The organism is Microvirga sp. GCM10011540, assembly GCF_042650665.1.
Classification (GTDB): Bacteria; Pseudomonadota; Alphaproteobacteria; order Rhizobiales; family Beijerinckiaceae; genus Microvirga; species Microvirga lenta.
The window spans coordinates 19295-36241 of sequence record NZ_JBHSBQ010000127.1 but is presented as its reverse complement, the minus strand read 5'-3'; the positions used below and the strand labels follow the sequence as shown (position 1 = coordinate 36241).

The following is a 16947-nucleotide window of genomic DNA, read 5'->3' as shown; positions in this document are numbered from 1 at the left end:
GCACCCATCGTGCAGCGTCAGCTACATCAGGGCGAGCACGGCCTCGTCAATCTTGTCGTGGTCGATCTCCATGCGGCCACTTTACCACGCCGCAGCCGAAATTCCGCGGTCCTCGGCGGATGCGTACCCATCAACTGACGCTGTGCGAGGATCGAGGAAGAGCCCGCAGCAGCATGGCCTGGAGCAGTTTTCCACGTAGGATGGAAGGGCCGGCGCATGGTTGGCGCGTACAGGGCCGCGACCTCTTGGTGGAGCGAGACCAGCACTTCGCTACTCATCTCCCGGGCTGCCCGCAGCGGATGATCCAGCCGGACCCGGGTCTGCAGATCGCCATCGGGACTATCCCCGTGCGCTCATTCCGCCCGCGCATTCACGCCATCTGGTTGCCCGTCTCAAATGAATTACTGGCGAAACTGGCTCGCCACGATCTTTTTCAGAGGGATCCTCATTGTGTTTTATCGCGCATAGGGCCGCTTCATCACGACCCACCGTTGACACGACCGAAATTGCACCAAAGAGGGATACTGAAGAAAAGGGCCTGCGAAGGCGATTTACATTAGGTCGACGTAGTAGGCGATGCCTTCATACTTGTACTGAGGCAGAGTGAGGATCACGTTGTCGCGCTCGGCTTCATTCACAGTGTAGAAGTGCGTTCCGGTATCTGTGTTGTAGAACCGGTAGAGCGGATCGTATTGCCCGCCACCGTCTTCCGCATGGGCATAATAGACAGTCCCCTCAAATTTGAAGTGGGAATAGGTGGTAATCAGATGATCACGTTCGGGCACGCTCGTAGTATAGAAATGAGTGTTCGTATTCTGGTTGTAGAATCTGAAGACATCAATTCCATTCAGAGCCGTCGCGCTTGTGTCGAACGCATTTCCTTCGAAAATGAAATTAGGATGCTGAACCAAAAGTTCATCCTTCTCGGTCACCAAACTCGTATAAAAATGGGAGCTGGTACTGGTATTGTAGAAGCGGAAGATGTCATGTCCGTCCCGTTCCTCATGCCAGCCGTCTGGGTAGAGCGACAACGTTTTATCGGCCAGCTGTATCCGTTCGACATACTTCGCAGACAAAACCAGAGCCCCTGACGTGTCTTTGAGCTGATACCATTCATCTCCAACAGGTTCTATTTCCACCTCCACGAGCTGCCGAGCCTCAACCCGATCAAAGCCAGACCCGCCGAGGATCTTGTCTTGGCCGGAGGCGAAGTGAAACACATCGTTTCCGTCAGAAAGGTCTAGGTAGTCAGTTCCGCCGCCGTCGTACCACTCATCGGAGGCTCCGGAGAGATAGAACTGGTCATCCTTGTAGTCCAATGCTCCGGCCGTAGCGGGGACAAAGGAGGCAACGACGCTCGCAATCTTGTTGTAGGTGGCATCAAAGACATCGAAGCTATCGATCAGCTTCTGACCTTGGCCGTCAAAAGCGAAATAGTAATCCAGGAAATACTCGGACGAGCCATAGCTGATCCTGATCTGCTGGTAATATCCGGAATCTTGAGCCAAGGGTTGGTCTGGGTGAAGGAAAAACAGAGCATTCCCGCCGCCCGACACGAAATGAGCGTTACTCGTCAGATAATCTCGGCCATAGTCGGTATATGAAACAATCACAGCGTCCTCAGCACCCGTAGTCCTGCAATGGCATTGCTCTACCATGGTCGGCGATTGGAGCAAATTCCTGTGATGATGTGCGTCCTGACGTGAGCCTCACGTTTCTGCCGCGCCGGCTAGGGCCAGACATCTTCATCCATCACCTCGGCACATGGGCGCCGCCTAGGCTCGGCTATCTCGATGCCGGGTGCGCAGGCGCCGTGCGTGGGAAGGGATTGGGGCGCCCGTTTAGAGCCTCTACCGGCGTTGCAGCCAGCAAAAGCCGGATTCCCGTCCTGACTTGCAGCCCGTGTGTCTGGTTTGAGCCTTAAATATCAGGTTTCGCGAGCAGCCGGTCGCTCGCTGTTGGCGCCTTGGGCCGACTTACCCCATCAGGTCTCCAGTTCCTATTGACAACTAAAGCGAAAGCCGCTGCGAAGAGGGCTGTCATACAGGCAACGACAAAGGCGACAAGCAGGGATAGCATCTAAGATCTACTGCGGAACGGCCACATCACAGGCACAGATGCCTTTGCATGAATCAAGAGCAAAGATGGTTATCGATTGTCTGAGTGCGGAGGTGCGGCTTTCGTGCATCGCTGCTCACGGTGAGGAACAGCGCAGCGCAAATATTTCGTGGTGCGGGACTGCGACCGCTCGGGCTCAGGTGTCGGACGAGGAAAGCAGCCAGAGTGTCCGCACCTCTCCAGGGAAGCCTCGTTGATTATTGCATATAAACCGATGGGGCGCCCAATTCGCGAGGGTAGTGTTCCTCAACCCTCTTCCTAATGCCAGTGCGATCTGGATATCAGTGCAATGGCCTCTGTATTATCAATCGAATCGCCAGCGGTCATCTCGATGTGATGCCGAATTTCGGCGGCCTCCATCCTGGTAAAGGTCAAGCTGCAATATGCAGCGATGATCTAAAGGTTCAGCAGGTGATATATGCTCAAGTTATATGAGTTTTAGTAATAAGGATTTCACATTGCTATCTGTCATTGTGTCGGAGGCAGTAAGGTGAGTAGGCAGGTTAAGCCTCCGGTTTGCTTAGGTCATACTTTGGATCCTTAATAATATCGAAAATCGTGTCTTTCGATATCAGCATTTCAGGTGCTGGGAACCGTTAAGCTATTTGGACGTTCATCCTCGTTGATGGAAACTGTGCCGTCATTGGAGAATAGAATGTCAATCAATTGGCTCGTCGCTGTTCCAACCCCGCAAGGTGTCGATATCCCGACCTACGGCAATTATGGAGGCCCAAACTATTCTGACGGTCGCATTCTTCTCCCGACAGAGGACTCGCCGCTTGCTGCCCCGGCAGTCGACGCTCTCGATGCACTCTTCCGCGAGCACGATAGAGCCTACAACAACTCCACCGATCCGCTTGTTCTGGCCCAGGCTGACCTTCAGTTGATCCGTGGTATCTCGGCGCTGCCTGAGAGCCAGCTATCGGCCGAAGGCCACCTTTATGCTGGAGCAGCCACGCTCGCCTTCATCGATCAAATCAATGGCAGATGGGCGCATCCAGAGATTTTCCAGCCTGGAGAGGAGGCTGCCCTCGAACAGAATGGCTTGAATAACATTGCGAAGGGTAACGTTGACCCGGATCCGGAGGAGATTTCGGCCGTTCCCCAAAGGTTTGCTGACCTGCTCGAGTATGCTCACGGTAGCTCGACCGGCGTTGATCTGAATGATTCCGGTGTTCTTGTCAGCGACGCCTTTTACTTCGCCCGATATCCCGATGTCTTCAACGCGGGAATCGACCCGGACGAGCACTATAGCTCCGTGGGTTGGCAGGAGGGGCGCGATCCCAACCCCTTCTTTAGCACAAATGGTTATCTGTCAGCCAATCCTGACGTGGAGGCGGCAGCCTTCAATCCGCTGGAGCACTATGAGCAAAGTGGCTGGAGGGAGGGGCGCGATGCCTCCTTCAACTTCGACACCGAGCTTTATCTTCGTTTCAATCCCGATGTTGCCGCCGCAGACATAAATCCCCTGACACACTATCTTGCCTTCGGAGCGGCTGAAGGGCGCACAGCCTACAAGTCTGTCGGTGGATCAATCGTGAACGGTTTCGATGCCGAGTACTACCTCCTGGCCAACCCCGATGTGGGAGCCGCAGGCATCGATGCGTTCGCCCATTTCCAGAGTGTCGGTTGGAGGGAGGGGCGCGACCCGAATGCCTACTTTGATACAAGCGCCTATCTCGCAACTTATTCAGATGTGGCTGCAGCAGGGTTTAACCCGTTGGACCACTATAACAGTGCTGGCTGGAACGAGGGGCGCGATCCTTCGGCTGAGTTCGACACGTCAAGCTATCTTTCCGCATATGGTGACGTAGGCGATGCTGGAATAAACCCGCTTCAGCATTACCTCCAAGCCGGTATTTACGAGGGGCGGTTGGCCTTTAGTGATGGCCTGATCGCCTAGTCAAAGCTGACTGAGGGCTTCATGCGGTTGGTTCTTGTTGTTTCATAACTGTCGTGAGGCCCTCCATTACCTCCGGATCGCTGCGTCCGCAGATCTGAGCGCGCTCAGATCTCTTCTCTTGCGGCCAATTATGAACAGAGGCTGCATAAATTGTTTGGCTCATCTTCAACGTAACGGATGCATCCTCCTGAATAACGGGTGGCTCGAGATGAGTTCACACCTGGGGAGGATGCCATGAGTTACTGCTTGAACGGGATTGCCTTGGCTGCCGCTTTGACCGTCATACTTGGAAGTGCCGCTGCTGCTTCCGAGATAAATGTCGCCACGCACACGAGCGGTTACGGCCTGCATGAGCCTATCGCCGATTATGATGTCGAGGCGCCTCAGCGCCACCACCGGCTCGGGGAGCGCTGGTACGAGCGTCTTGGAGACGACCGTCGCTACGGGAGACCCAACCAAGAGTGGCAGAAGCCAGTATTTGCGGAGCCCGCCTGGATCTATGGCAATAGGTGTAGGATCATCGTCAGAGAACGCATGAACCGTTGGGGTGAGTTGGTAGAGATACAAACGACAATCTGTCGGTGAGCCAGCGATATCGAAAGCCGCTGTGCACCGCCGATTGGTAGTCGTGGCCGTCAGCTGCGGAACGACCATGATCCAGTCTAAAGCAGGCGCAACGAGGGAGCCTGGATTCTCATAAGCCAAGAAAAAAGGGGCTTGAATCGCTTGAGCTCACTATAGCCTGCCCGGCGCGATTGCGCTCGCGGTAGAGAGTTGGCGGGGAACGGCACCGGCTCAGTTGCATTTTGGCTTTAAGTGGGGTGCCGGCTTGGCATGCATGGATCACGGTGTCGAACGATGCACATTGCTTCGGGCACAATCAGGCCGCCTACGGGAAACCGATGAATAGAAGCTGCATACTTCGTTCGGGCCCGCTTCAATGGAAGTGATGAAATCTTCCAATCAATGGGTGATCAGACGCGAGTTCCACCTTTTCAGGCGGCGGACTGTTAGCTTCGGATGGCCGGGGTTCATGCGAGCTGCTGTTACTATTCGGATGTGGGTGCCTGTCTTGGACGTCCACTACGGGTGGGAACCAGATAACTGTTTCGTCTGACGAAGCCAGGTGCAGCACACCTCCCGCTGTCGAGGCCTCCGCATTCTACGTGGGCTGAGTATCGAGGGCGAATAAACAAATTTTCTCCCAAGGCGTTAAGGGTCCGGACAAGGAGAACACGCAACATGAAGGCACTTTGTAAATTAACGGCTCTAGGTTTGATCCTGATGGCCGCAATGGGCTCAGCCTCGGCTCAACCTTTTGGAGGGCCTGATTACGGATACGAGGACCCTGACTATGGGTATAGGGAACGCGGTCCTCGATACCGAGAGCCGGATTACAGGTACGAGGACGGGTACAGAGAGCGCGCCCCCAGATACAGAGGACGTGCGTATACCTTCGATGAACGCGAGTACCTGCGCTGCAATCGCGATGTTCGCCGGGCTATCAGGCGCGGAGAGTTTCCCTCCGGGTTGGCACACTACCAGCTTTTTGGTCGCCGCGAGGGTAGACGGCTCAGCTGTTAGCCGGCAAGCACTTGCTGGTCCAAACCCAGATCGGACGCTTGGAACCTCAATGGTCGGCGTCAGTCTAAGATGGGAAGGTCCGCTAATTCTTTACCCGACGAAAGCACTGTTAGGATTTATTCCATTGTTCCGGCCGCGCTTCTTGGGATTGGCCGCACCATTTTAGTCCGTCGGTGCATTCTCCGTTCTCCCGCGACTAACCTCGTGATGATGCGTGAGGCGATCCGGCCTTGTGCAGGTGGCGGACCTGCACACGATCATGCTCGAAGCCGGACCTGACCCATTCCTGCCGTTGCTACGAGGCGCTGCACTCGCACGGCTGACCGCCTCCACCATCCCCACCAGAGGTCGATTTACTGGGTCGGGTTTCTCGTTGCCGAATTTGATCTGAGCACTTGGGAGTAAAATTGAACTCTCTTCATCGGCAGCATTGCACGATAAATCATTACTGTTGCGCCGGGGCGACACAAATGCCCATTCATTTTGGTGTAAGTTGATCCGCCACTTTCTCTCAGTGCGCCCGTCATGAAACTAAGTTGCATATACTGACCCGATTGGATCTGCCCTCATGTGGTTCCGCACTTCCTACCTCGCCATCGCAGCGGGCGCCCTCACGTTGAGCGTGACGCCGGCTCGCGCGCAGACGCCAGTGCCACGGCCCACTCCCGTTGCGGGAACGATTGTCGCCGCCAAGGGCGGAGAGGAGCTGCGCTTCGTTACTGAGGACACGTGGCGCGGGGCAGCAATCCAGCAAGGTATCCTCGGCGGCGACAGCTTGCGCACCAATGCCATCGGCAACCTCGCTATTCTATTCGCTGACCAGACTCAGATCCGTGTCGGCCGAAACTCGACACTTGTCGTTAACCGAGTCACAAACAGCGCCAATCCCACTGAACTCGAGTTGCCCGCCGGCAGCGTCTGGGCCCGCGCGTCGCGAGGCGGAACAGGTGTCGTTGTCAAAACTCCCGCCGCTTCTGCAGCAATACGCGGAACCGACTGGTCACTCGCGGTTGACGGGTCCGGGCGGACGGCGCTGGTTGTTCTCGAAGGTGAGGTTGAGTTGCGCAACGCCCAAGGCTCGGTGCTCGTGCGCCAGGGCGAGGGGGCAATCGTCGCAATTGGTCAAGCTCCGACGAAAATTGTAATTGTGCGACCGAAAGAGCGTGAGCAGATGCTCTTTCATCTCTCTGTGAGGAACGCTTTCACGTTCTTTCCGGCCACTTCCCTTGAAGGGGGACAGCTTCGCGCAGAGAGGGCGCGGATCCAGTCGACGGCACCCGAGCAGCGCTCAGCCGAGGACTGGCTGACCCTCGCCGAAGTGTCTCTTTCATTCGACGGCCTACGCGCCGCCACCCGCGCGCTCAACGAGGCGCTGGCCCGCCCACTCAACTCCCGGCAGCGGGCTCGGGCGGATCTCGTCGGTGGCCTGTTGGCTGGGGCTGAGCGGCGCTGGGGCGATGCCGCCGTGCTGCTCGCTAGCGCTGAGCGTCGCCTCGACGGCCGCCGACGCATCGTTGCTTCGTATGGACACTACTTCGCGGCTTCGCTCGCCAACCCGAAACGCGTTCTTCCGGAGCCAACGTTTCGTTTGAGTGATCCTGTCGCAGCTGCCGCACACGCTTTCGTCACAGGGTTCATGCAAGGGCTTGAGCCCGCTGCGGACTTGATCCGCAAGGCTGAAGGTAACGGGAGTGCGAATGCACTGCTGACCACTCTCTCGGCTGATCTCGCAATTTTGCTCGACCGCCGCGACCAATTGCGGGAGGTCGTTGCGCGCGGCTTGGCGTTTGATCCGGACGATCCTGGTATCTTGATCGCGAGCGCACGTCTGAAGGGCTTTATTGACAGCGATATCAGGGGAGCCCTGAGCGTTCTTCGCCATGCCGCAAAGATCGCACCGGGCAGCGTCGAAGTCTGGAACACAATTGGGTTGCTTCAGCAAGACCTCGGTGCACCTCTTGAGGCTGAAACGGCTTTCAAGCGTGCGATTGAGATGGACCCTTACAATGCGGTCCCTTACGCCAACTATGCTCTCCTTCTCCTCGACCAAGACCGTGTGAACGAGGCCGGGCCATTGATCGACAAAGCCCTGGTGCTCGACCCCGGTTTCTACGTCGGCTATACCGCCAAGGGGCGCTATTTCCTGCAGAAGGGCGATATGCCGAAGGCAGTGGAATTCCTGCTAGCCGGATCTGCCGCGAACCCGGCCTATGCCCAAGGTCTTCTTGCCCTTGCTTTCGCCCATTACATGAATGGCGAGATTGAGCTTGCGGATCAGGCTCTTGATAACGCCGACCGTCTCGATCCCAATGATCCGGTGACAGCCGAAGCCCGCACCGCCATTGCTCTCGACCAGTTTCAAGCCGACAGAGCCATCGAGAGTGCGCGCGAACTCATGCGCCGCCGCCGGCAGCGAGGTGGCTATTTTGCGTCAGTCACAGCAAACCAGCGCGCCGGCTCCTACCTCGGTGATGCCTACCGCTTCCTCGAACTCGATGAGTGGGCACGCTTCTATGGTGACCGCGTCTTCGATCCGTTCAATGCAACGAGCTATTTCGATCAGGCTGCAGCTCGTCGGCCAAGCTCTATCACGAGCCGTCCCTCCGTCGATGAGGCAGTCAGCAATCGCAGCGACGCTGCGAGCCTCAATGCTCTCTACCAAGGTCTGTTCCTCGATCCGCTCGCCGTCTCAAGCCGTATCGGCCGGATCGACCTTCTGCGCCGTCCATTCACTGATAGTGAGGTTAGCGCCTCGGCAATCTCGGAGAACGGGAAACTCAGCTTTGATACTGGCGCTCAGGTACAAGGATTCTCAAATGCCTTTATCCCGGTATCATTCAGTTTCAGTGCAGGTCGGGCCAGCGTTGAGGGGCTCCGACGGCCGGGCACTGCGGATCTCAACCGTGGTTCGTTCTTCCTCGGTGCCGCCCCTTCCGCCGGGAATCGCTTCCTCTTGTTTGGTGTTGCTCAGCATATTGAACCAGGGCTCTTGGCCCTTTCCACGGATACGTCCGGCTACGATCCAAGGGACGTCACCCGGTTGCGGCCAGACGCGGCGACAGCAATCCCTGGATTTGAGACGACCTTCGCCTACGACACCCGCGAGACGACGGCCTACCAGCTGGGTGGGGGCTGGAGCCATACCTTCGGCTATCGCAATGTCCTGACAGGGGCTGTCGTGGCGAGCCGATCGGACAATCGGCGGTTCCGGCAGCGGACCGGAGGCTCGCTCCAAGAATTCGAGACCGTGGACTTCGGAATGGTTGGCCTCTACAGTTTCCTTGATGTCGTCGACCGTCGCCGCACCCGAACCGAGGGTATCGTTGGGGCGTTGAACCATTCGATCGGCGTAGAGGACTTCACTTTTCGGTACGGGACAGAAGTACAGGCGGGGCAGACTAAAGGAGGTGAAGTAACAGAAGCCTCAGCCGGTGCGGTCTTTACGCCGCCAATTGCGCCACCGATTGCCTTGCCTGTCGAGAGCCTGCCTACCCCGCAAGATACCCAACACAGAGCCAATCGCGCCTACTTCGATGTCCTGTGGCGGCCATCCGATCGGTTTGAGGTGGAGGCTGGTGCTCTCCACACGTTCATTGACAGCAAGGGGAGTCCGGTGGAGAGCAAGCCGGATGGGCGCTTTGGCATAGCCGTCGCACCCTTTGAAGGCCAATGGATCCGTGGTGCGTATATCACGCAAACCGAGTTGCCTCTGTCCTTCTCTCTTGCTCCTGTAGCCACCATTGGGTTGGTTCCGGATGCACTTCCGCTTGCAGCCGCGGGCAGGGTCGAAACGCTTGCTCTCCGGTGGGACGCAGAATGGACACCCCGGATCTTTACGTCGGTTGAATACCAGCACCAAGACGTCGATGCGCTTGTTTTGCCCCTCGATGATACCTTGGAGAGCTATACTGTAACAAAGGGCAGGGTCGACCGCCTGTCGGGGACGGCGAACCTCTGGGTGGGTGGGGGAGTTGGCCTCTTCGGCACGGTTGGCACAGCGTCATCTACGGATCGGTCTCCGGAGTCCGCGGGGAGCCCCATCCCGTTCATTGCTGAACGTTTCGCTCGAGTGGGGATCAGTTTTGCACACCCAAGCCGCGTCAGGTTCACCCTTGCACAAAGCTTTGTGGGAGATCGAACCGGGAATCTCTATGGTTCTCCGCTCAAGGATTATGCGACACTGGATGCCTTCTTAAGCTGGGAAACGCCTGATCGTCGCCTTCAAGCAAGTGTGGCGGCCATCAACCTTCTCGACCGCGATTACGAGATTGCTTCAGGGCTGCCAGGCCCTGGTCGCACATTTTCAGCGACATTGAAGGCGCGATTCTGAATCTGCATAAACTTGCCGTAATGCGACGAGAGTTCATTTCTGGAGCAAGGGGAGAGGAAGTGGCCGTGGGAGGAGCGGATCGAATTCCGTAGATGCCGCAGGCCTTGTTCCGGCCGCCCCAGCGGCGTTCGAGGGTGTCATCCAGAGCGATAACGACGGGCCCGGTCGGCACGAAGCTTGCCACCAGCAGCCCGAGCAGGCGACGCGCCACCTCGCGGCTAGACCGCTGGTAGCGGTTGACTACGCGGTGATAGTTCGTGCGGGTGCGGGTGCGGGAGGCCGACGACGGTGAGCGTGGCTGTGACGATGCGGCGCCCGGGTGGGAAGAGCCCCCACGACGAGCACGAGGGCATGGCGGAAGGTTGGCTCGGTCAGGCAGGAGCGGACATGGCTTTGTGCCTGACCCTACCGCATCACCTTCAGAAGCTCTTCAGTCGCATCGGCTTCTGAAATGGCACCTTGCTCGTAGCGCCGCAGGATCGCTTTAATCCTCGCTCGTTTTGACTGGGACCCGCCAATGCGATCGTCGATCTTAGCAATAGAGATCGGTGCCTGCGGTGCGGGCTTAGGCTTGTCAAAGATGCTTCGTGCTTTCTGGAAGAGGCTCAATGCTGGCACCTGCGGTTCATAATGCCAGACAATTTGTGCCCGCGATGCTGCGCGCCGTCCATCCCCAATCCTGGCTACTTCGGATATGGCGGTGGTGTCCCGGGAGCAGGTCAGGCTGCCTTTGTGGTTGGGAACTCGACTACCTGAGCGGATTCAGGCCTCCTTAGAGCCAGCAGTACCTCCAGGATCCTCATGGGCGCTGCAGGTGGGATGAATACCGCGTTTGCCGATGGCTGGTCTGCCGGATCTAGAGTTGAGAGCAGAAGTGCAGGCCGGTCTGGGTGATGCTCGTGGAACGCGTCTGCCAAAATCCAGCCGCAGACAAGCCCAGGCAGGTTGACCTTGCTCACGAGCCAGTCGATCTCTTCGCCTTTGTGGCACAGGATCAGTAAGGCCCGATTTCCCGCCGGTTCAGCAATGACATTATAACCGCCGGCGTGAAGCAGCTGAACCAGGAGCTCGCGGGTGAGCGCATCATCTTCGACAACAAGGACCGTGGCCTTGGAACGGGAAGCGGAGGCCATTCTGGTTTCCTCCAGATGATGCTCAAGTCTCCGCTGACCTGATTAACGCCGGCTTAACCGAAGGGACCATTTGAGAAATCGCCCCGAGAAGCTGTTGCGGTGTCGCGGGAGTAGGTCATGCCATTGGTATGGCGGGGGTGGATGAAGAGCCGGTTACTGCCTCAGAAGTATGTCTGGCACGAACACCTTCCTGGCAGGGTTCTCGACGCCTGCTCACTCCAACACAAGGCGACAAAAGCTTCATACACTGGGCAAGGATGCTCCGTAGGGCGGTTGCCCGGTCGTTCTCGAAGAACGATCCTGCCCCCGTTCTCCGGCACTCGCTGCCGTGATGCCAGAAGCGGGCTTGGGCAAGTCAGGGTCTCCGAGGATGATGCAGCGGCAGCGGCCATCCTTCGGCGCGGTATTGATGGACTGCCCGTTCACCGCCCGTCCCCGGAAAGGGAAGGAGAGGGGGACGTTAGACGGCTTATGCGACTGTGAGTTTCCCTACCAAGGGAGGCGGGCAGAGACGCGGCTAGGGCCACGGCAAACCCTCGCTCAAGGCCGCTTGTTCAACCGAAGGTGTCTACCAAACTCTTTACCGGGGAAGTCGGGTTTTGCGAAACCCTTGAGAAGAATGGTCGGAGTGGCAGGATTTGAACCTGCGACCCCCACGTCCCGAACGTGGTGCGCTACCAGACTGCGCTACACTCCGACACCGATATTCATCGGGAGGTCGGTCTTATAGCGGCGGCGGCTTGAGGCTGCAAGAGAATAAATCAGGCTCGGCAATAAACTTTTGCCTGCCGCAATTCGCTGTTGCAAGCGGCAGTCTAGGTGCTTATGTACACGGCGCCACAGATTGGGGCGTCGCCAAGTGGTAAGGCAGCGGTTTTTGGTACCGCCATTCCCAGGTTCGAATCCTGGCGCCCCAGCCATTTCCCTTAAGCCGTTAAGACTCTTGCGCTTTTCTCCAGCTGGATAGCTTTGTGCCCCAGCGAGACCCGCGCCTGTGGCGCAGGTGTGTGACATGGAGGGGTACACGTGCCGGTGGTGCCGAAGCTCGAGCATCGAGGGGCCGTTTACTGTCGGCGGCGTAAAATGCCGCCAAGCCTAGCCGGGTGGCCTCGCCGCCTCGCGGCCCGAAGTCCGGTGCGGCCAGCCTGATGTCAATCTCTCGCGCTGGCCGACAGAGTACCGCACCGGGCGGTCTGTGTGCTCGTCGAACCGACCTGCCCCACGCTGTCTCAGGAGCCGTGGGAACTGGTTTCCTGTCCGATGTGGCGACCAACCCGGGCTGGGTGAGCGGTCTGTCCCTCCAACAGGGTGCGTTCGATCTATGCGGCGTCGCTGGCTGGCTCGCCGGCCGCCACATCACCGACACAACGAACCCTCACGCGGCGGGCATTGCCTGGAAGGTAGGCGATAGGGATATCCTCGGAATCGATCACTGTGAGGGTCGAGCGGTCGGCGCCAGCCGCCTCGGCGCGTTCGGCGGCCAGGTGCTCAGCAGCTGCGATTGCTTCCTCCCGCGTCATGTCCCGGAAGACCTGATCAACCTCGCCGGAAACCTGCGCGATCGCCGCACCGACGGCATTGGCACAATCTCCGTGAGGCACGCACACGACCTGGGACACGCCTTCCAGCTGGTCGGGGATGAGAAACGCGCCGCCGCCGACGGCGAGGAGCACGCTGTCTCCAGCTTCTGTTTTCACGCGATCGACGGCCTCCTCGATCAGCGTGCGGATATGGTCGAGAACGCGCTGGCAGGTCGGCTGGTCGATGCTGCTCACCTTGTCGCGGTCGCCGATCGTGAGAAGGCCGACCGCAATGCCGACGTCGCTGGTGGTGAGCTGACGGCCGCCGAAGGCGACGGCATCGCTGGTGAGGCGATAGCCGACAGAAAGTGGTCCTACCGACAGCGGGTCGAGCGAGACATGGCTGCCGCCGCCCAGGCCGATGGAAAGGAGATCGGGCATGCGGAATAGCGTCCGAACCCCTCCAACCTTCACCACCGCGTTGGCCTCCCGGGGAAATCCGTTCCTGATCTGTCCCAAATCGGTCGTCGTCCCGCCGACATCGGCCACGATCGCGTCCTGGATTCCCGAAAGATAGGCCGCGCCCCGCATCGAGTTTGTGGCACCTGAAGCGAAGGAATAGACCGGAAGACGCATCGCCTGCACGGCCTCAACCACCGTTCCGTCGTTCTGGGTAATATAGAGCGGGGCCGAAATGCCGGAGCTTGCAATCGCTTTTTCGAACGCGGTGATGGTGTCTCTCGCGAGGTCGGCGAGGGCGGCGTTCAGCAAGGCCGCGTTCTCCCGCTCAAGAAGGCCGATGCGGCCAAGATCCGACGAGCAGGTGATGGCCGCGTCCGGAATTTCGTCGATCACAATGGCGGCGGCTTCACGCTCGTGGCTTGGATCCAGCGGTGAGAAGATCGACGATATTGCCACCGAGCGGATGCCCTGGGTTCGCATCTCACGGGCGGCGCGTCGAACACTGGCAGTATCGAGCGGCATGAAGGGACGTCCGTCGTATTCATGACCACCTTCCACCATGGCGACCGTTCCCCTTACGACCTCGGCGAGGTCCTCCGGCCAGTCGCAGAAAGGGGGCAGGGTTGCCGAGGCGGGAAGTCCGATCCTCAAGGCGCCGATCTTCGTGAGCCAGCGCCTCTGCACGACCGCATTGATGAAATGCGTCGTGCCGATCATCACGGCATCGAGTGTCTTCCCCTTGAGAGCACCCGTCGCTGTCAGGCGGCCCAGTGCATCGAGAATGCCGCCGGTAACGTCAAGGGTCGTGGGAGCCTTCACGGCACCGCGCACCTGTCCATCCTCGATCAGAACGGCGTCCGTATTGGTGCCGCCAACATCAATTCCAATGCGTCTCATCAGGCGAATACCGATTTATAGGGAAGATCATAGCCAAAGGCGCGCGGACCTACGTGCTCGAGGCCCTTCGGTGTTGTGAACACGGCGGGTGGAGGCAGGGCCACGATGGTGACCCGCTGTCCGTAACGAATCGTCTCGGTTCCAATCGCCTCGCCGGCGACGCTGTCGAGCACGCAGATGAGATCGGGCGACATGGCCATCGCCTCCCCATCATGCCAGGCAACGATCCATTCGTTCTGGAAATCGAGCACGACCTGCGTCCCCCGGTCCCCGTCCAGTCCGGTGATTGTCGCGCGCCCGCGGAGGAAGCCCTCCGTCGTGCGTCGCTCGACATCCGTGACTTTGCCGCGGAAGAGGACCTTGCCGGGTTCGACCGACAGAATCGCGTCGATCGGATCGTGGTGGCGGGCCTGCGCCTCGCGCACGGCATGGCCGATCGCAATGGCCTTGGAGGTCGTGAGGGGAATTCCCCAATCCTTGACCTCGCGCCCGGTCCGCGGAGCCTTGCAGGTCGCCGCAATGGAGCCGTACTCGACGCAGATCTTGCGGCTGACCCGCTCCATCCACTTCCAGGTCGGCACCTTCTCGACGATCGCCTCGACCCCGCGGCAGTCGACGATGGTGAGCGGGTAGGGCCGCAGATCGCCCACTGCGGCGGACGTCATTTGGGCTTCCGGGTAGGCGCGGCCCATCAGATCGGCGTCGACCACTGGGATGTTGAGGCGTGCTGCCGCCATGAGAGGCTGGACGCCGTTGCCGCCTCCGATCTCCAACGCCATCACGGCCCGGAATGCGATGCCCCGATGCTCCTCCATGAGGGTCACGGCGCGCGGGATCATCCGGCTGTCGGTCAGGCGCTCCTGTCCGACCAGAGGAGCTCCCATGTTGGAGACGACAGCAACCCAGTCGTCGTCGCCAAGGGCCTCCGGCGGCATGAGCTGGACGCGATGACCCTCGGCGTAGAGGCGGCGCATGTTCAGGAGCCCCAGATAAGGACTGCCACCACCGCCGGTGCCCAGGATCCACGCGCCGACCGCCAAGGCTTCTATGTCGTCGAGGGAGAGAACGGGAAAATCTTTCATGGAGGATCCACTGAGTTTCGGCGAGGCGCCGGAGAGACAGGAGGCCGATTGGTCAGAGCGATGCGGCCATGGCCGGCGGTGTCCTGAAAGGGGATTGATCCGGATCGGGCTCGGGCATAGCGGAGAGAAGCAGGCGGGCATAATCGCTCTCCGGGGCCTCGAAGATGCGCTCCGTCTCACCCTGCTCGACGATTTCGCCACGGTAAATCAGGGCGACGCGATCACAGACGTACCGAATCACCCCAAGATCGTGGCTGATGAAGAAATATGTCAGTCCCAGCTTGGTCTGAAGCTCGTGCAGGAGATTGAGGACCTGGGCCTGGACAGAGACATCGAGGGCGGACGTCGGCTCGTCGAGAATCAAGAGCTCAGGGCTTACGGCTAGGGCACGGGCAATTCCGATGCGCTGGCGCTGGCCGCCCGAGAACTCATGCGGAAAGCGGAAGAGATGCTGTCCACCAAGGCCCACGAGGTCGAGCAGCTCCACAACCCGGTCTGTCCGCTGTCGCGCGTTGAGCCCCAGGATGTCCTGGTGAATCTCCATCGGCTCGCCGACGATGTCGTGCACCGTCATCCGCGGGTTGAGCGAGGCGTAGGGATCCTGGAAGACGATCTGGACGCGCGACCTCAGGCGGCGGAGATCGCGCGCCGACAGTTTGGCGAGGTCGATTCCATCGAACAGAATTCGCCCGGAGGTCATCCGGTCGAGCTGCAGGATCAGGCGGGTGAGGGTGGTCTTGCCCGATCCTGATTCACCGACAAGCCCGAAGCTTTCGCCCTTGGCAACCGACAGGCTGACGTTCTTGAGGGCCATGAAGTGATCGGCACGTGCAAGGGGGCCGTGCGAGATCTTGAATTCCTTCGTCACGTTTTCGATGCGCAGGATCATGCGGCGGCGCTCGCGTGTTTCTCGGCCAATACGCAGGCCACCTCGTGGTGCTCCGCAATGGCAATGGAGGGAGGGAAAGCCGCAGTGCAGCGGATCTGCGCAAACGGGCATCGAGGGGCGAACCGGCATCCCGACGGCGGCGAAAGAAGATTCGGGACCGAGCCCGGCAGTCCCTGCAATTCGCCGCGTTTCATCTTCGCGGTCGGCACCGAGGCGAGGAGGCCGGCCGTGTAGGGGTGCGTGGGCTTCTTGAAGACTTCGTCGACAGAGCCAGACTCAATGACGTTTCCGGCGTACATCACGGCAACATGGGTGCAGATCTGCGCTACGATGCCGAGATTATGTGTGATGAGCAGGACTCCAAGCCGGTGCTCCTGCACGAGATCGTAGAGAAGCCGGAGGATTTGCGCCTGGACCGAGACGTCCAGGGCCGTCGTGGGCTCGTCCGCGATCAGAAGATCAGGGCGGCCGATCAGCGCCATCGCGATCAGGACACGCTGGCGCATGCCGCCCGAGAACTGATGCGGATAGTCGTCGATCCGTTCCTGTGCCTTCGGAATGCCGACCTTGTCGAGCATTTCGATGGCAAGCCTGCGGGCCGCCTTCTTGCGCTCGCTGCGTGATGCCTTTGCGGTGACGCCAAGGATGGACGGGTCGAGGGTGCCGGCGTGGAGTGCGACGTCGACGATCTGATCGCCGATGCGAAACACCGGATTGAGGTTCGTCGTCGGGTCCTGGAAGATCATCCCGATCCGCCTGCCCCGGAGCGATTGCATCTCGGCCTCGGAGGCCGCGAGCAGCTCCTGCCCCTCGAACCGGATCGAACCTTCCATGTAGCGGCCCGGTGGCGTCGAGACGAGGCGGGAAATGGAGAGGCCCGTCAGGGACTTGCCGCAGCCGGTTTCCCCCACGATGCCCCAGATTTCACCCCGCTCGACCTTCAGATCGATGCCATTCAGGACATGCGCCTCGCCCTCGAAGCTGCGCATCCCAAGATGAAGATTGCGAATTTCCAGAAGTGCCATGGGA

At 59.4% G+C, this 16947-nt stretch carries 10 protein-coding genes and 2 tRNA genes; 3 read left to right on the top strand and 9 right to left on the bottom strand.

Translation table 11 applies throughout. From position 1 onward, the window contains the following. Positions 1 to 551 precede the first annotated feature (551 nt). Positions 552 to 1613 carry a hypothetical protein gene (locus ACFOYU_RS18680; RefSeq protein WP_377034767.1) on the bottom strand — a complete coding sequence of 354 codons (1062 nt, stop codon included), beginning with the start codon at positions 1611 to 1613 and terminating at the stop codon, positions 552 to 554. A 1160-nt stretch (positions 1614 to 2773) separates the two neighbouring features. On the opposite strand from ACFOYU_RS18680, the gene ACFOYU_RS18675 reads away from it, so the two are divergent. Both ACFOYU_RS18675 and ACFOYU_RS18670 read left to right on the top strand, forming a co-directional pair. Further along, a complete protein-coding gene (locus ACFOYU_RS18675) occupies positions 2774 to 4021 on the top strand; it encodes a hypothetical protein (RefSeq protein ID WP_377034766.1) in 1248 nt (415 codons plus the stop codon). Between the two features lie 2152 nt (positions 4022 to 6173). Continuing rightward, positions 6174 to 9935 carry a FecR domain-containing protein gene (locus ACFOYU_RS18670; protein WP_377034765.1) on the top strand — a complete coding sequence of 1254 codons (3762 nt, stop codon included), beginning with the start codon at positions 6174 to 6176 and terminating at the stop codon, positions 9933 to 9935. Here ACFOYU_RS18670 and ACFOYU_RS18665 read toward each other — a convergent pair. From ACFOYU_RS18665 to ACFOYU_RS18650, 4 genes are all read right to left on the bottom strand, one after another. Further along, positions 9847 to 10314: a transposase gene (locus tag ACFOYU_RS18665; RefSeq protein WP_377034769.1), complete on the bottom strand. Its 468-nt coding sequence runs from the start codon at positions 10312 to 10314 to the stop codon at positions 9847 to 9849. The genes ACFOYU_RS18670 and ACFOYU_RS18665 overlap by 89 nt on opposite strands. Before the next feature lie 26 nt (positions 10315 to 10340). Beyond that, the gene (locus ACFOYU_RS18660; protein WP_377034764.1) at positions 10341 to 10544 is read right to left on the bottom strand and encodes a hypothetical protein; all 204 of its coding nucleotides are present in this window, start codon (positions 10542 to 10544) and stop codon (positions 10341 to 10343) included. A 110-nt stretch (positions 10545 to 10654) separates the two neighbouring features. Further along, complete coding sequence (locus ACFOYU_RS18655; protein WP_377034763.1) at positions 10655 to 11068, bottom strand: response regulator; 414 nt, start codon at positions 11066 to 11068, stop codon at positions 10655 to 10657. A gap of 620 nt (positions 11069 to 11688) precedes the next feature. After that, positions 11689 to 11765 (bottom strand) — tRNA-Pro (locus tag ACFOYU_RS18650). A 148-nt stretch (positions 11766 to 11913) separates the two neighbouring features. On the opposite strand from ACFOYU_RS18650, the gene ACFOYU_RS18645 reads away from it, so the two are divergent. After that, positions 11914 to 11988: transfer RNA gene (locus ACFOYU_RS18645), tRNA-Gln, on the top strand. Positions 11989 to 12387: 399 nt separating this feature from the next. Here ACFOYU_RS18645 and ACFOYU_RS18640 read toward each other — a convergent pair. Genes ACFOYU_RS18640 through ACFOYU_RS18625 form a run of 4 tightly spaced genes read right to left on the bottom strand, consistent with a single transcriptional unit; the run spans position 12388 to position 16943 of the window. Next, complete coding sequence (locus ACFOYU_RS18640; protein ID WP_377034762.1) at positions 12388 to 13947, bottom strand: hydantoinase/oxoprolinase N-terminal domain-containing protein; 1560 nt, start codon at positions 13945 to 13947, stop codon at positions 12388 to 12390. Then, positions 13947 to 15029 carry a DUF917 domain-containing protein gene (locus ACFOYU_RS18635; protein ID WP_377034761.1) on the bottom strand — a complete coding sequence of 361 codons (1083 nt, stop codon included), beginning with the start codon at positions 15027 to 15029 and terminating at the stop codon, positions 13947 to 13949. Before ACFOYU_RS18635 ends, ACFOYU_RS18640 begins: the two co-directional genes overlap by 1 nt. Positions 15030 to 15081: 52 nt before the next feature. Beyond that, positions 15082 to 15918: an ATP-binding cassette domain-containing protein gene (locus tag ACFOYU_RS18630; protein ID WP_377034760.1), complete on the bottom strand. Its 837-nt coding sequence runs from the start codon at positions 15916 to 15918 to the stop codon at positions 15082 to 15084. Next, the gene (locus tag ACFOYU_RS18625; RefSeq protein ID WP_377034759.1) at positions 15915 to 16943 is read right to left on the bottom strand and encodes an ABC transporter ATP-binding protein; all 1029 of its coding nucleotides are present in this window, start codon (positions 16941 to 16943) and stop codon (positions 15915 to 15917) included. Before ACFOYU_RS18625 ends, ACFOYU_RS18630 begins: the two co-directional genes overlap by 4 nt. Positions 16944 to 16947: the final 4 nt, after the last annotated feature.

What these genes read in the sequence shown, in the direction of transcription:
- ACFOYU_RS18670 (WP_377034765.1), top strand. Translation starts at nt 6,174, where the DNA reads ATGTGGTTCCGCACTTCCTACCTCGCCATCGCAGCGGGCGCCCTCACG.
- ACFOYU_RS18625 (WP_377034759.1), bottom strand. Translation starts at nt 16,943, where the DNA reads ATGGCACTTCTGGAAATTCGCAATCTTCATCTTGGGATGCGCAGCTTC.
- ACFOYU_RS18640 (WP_377034762.1), bottom strand. Translation starts at nt 13,947, where the DNA reads ATGAGACGCATTGGAATTGATGTTGGCGGCACCAATACGGACGCCGTT.
- ACFOYU_RS18630 (WP_377034760.1), bottom strand. Translation starts at nt 15,918, where the DNA reads ATGATCCTGCGCATCGAAAACGTGACGAAGGAATTCAAGATCTCGCAC.
- ACFOYU_RS18675 (WP_377034766.1), top strand. Translation starts at nt 2,774, where the DNA reads ATGTCAATCAATTGGCTCGTCGCTGTTCCAACCCCGCAAGGTGTCGAT.
- ACFOYU_RS18635 (WP_377034761.1), bottom strand. Translation starts at nt 15,029, where the DNA reads ATGAAAGATTTTCCCGTTCTCTCCCTCGACGACATAGAAGCCTTGGCG.
- ACFOYU_RS18655 (WP_377034763.1), bottom strand. Translation starts at nt 11,068, where the DNA reads ATGGCCTCCGCTTCCCGTTCCAAGGCCACGGTCCTTGTTGTCGAAGAT.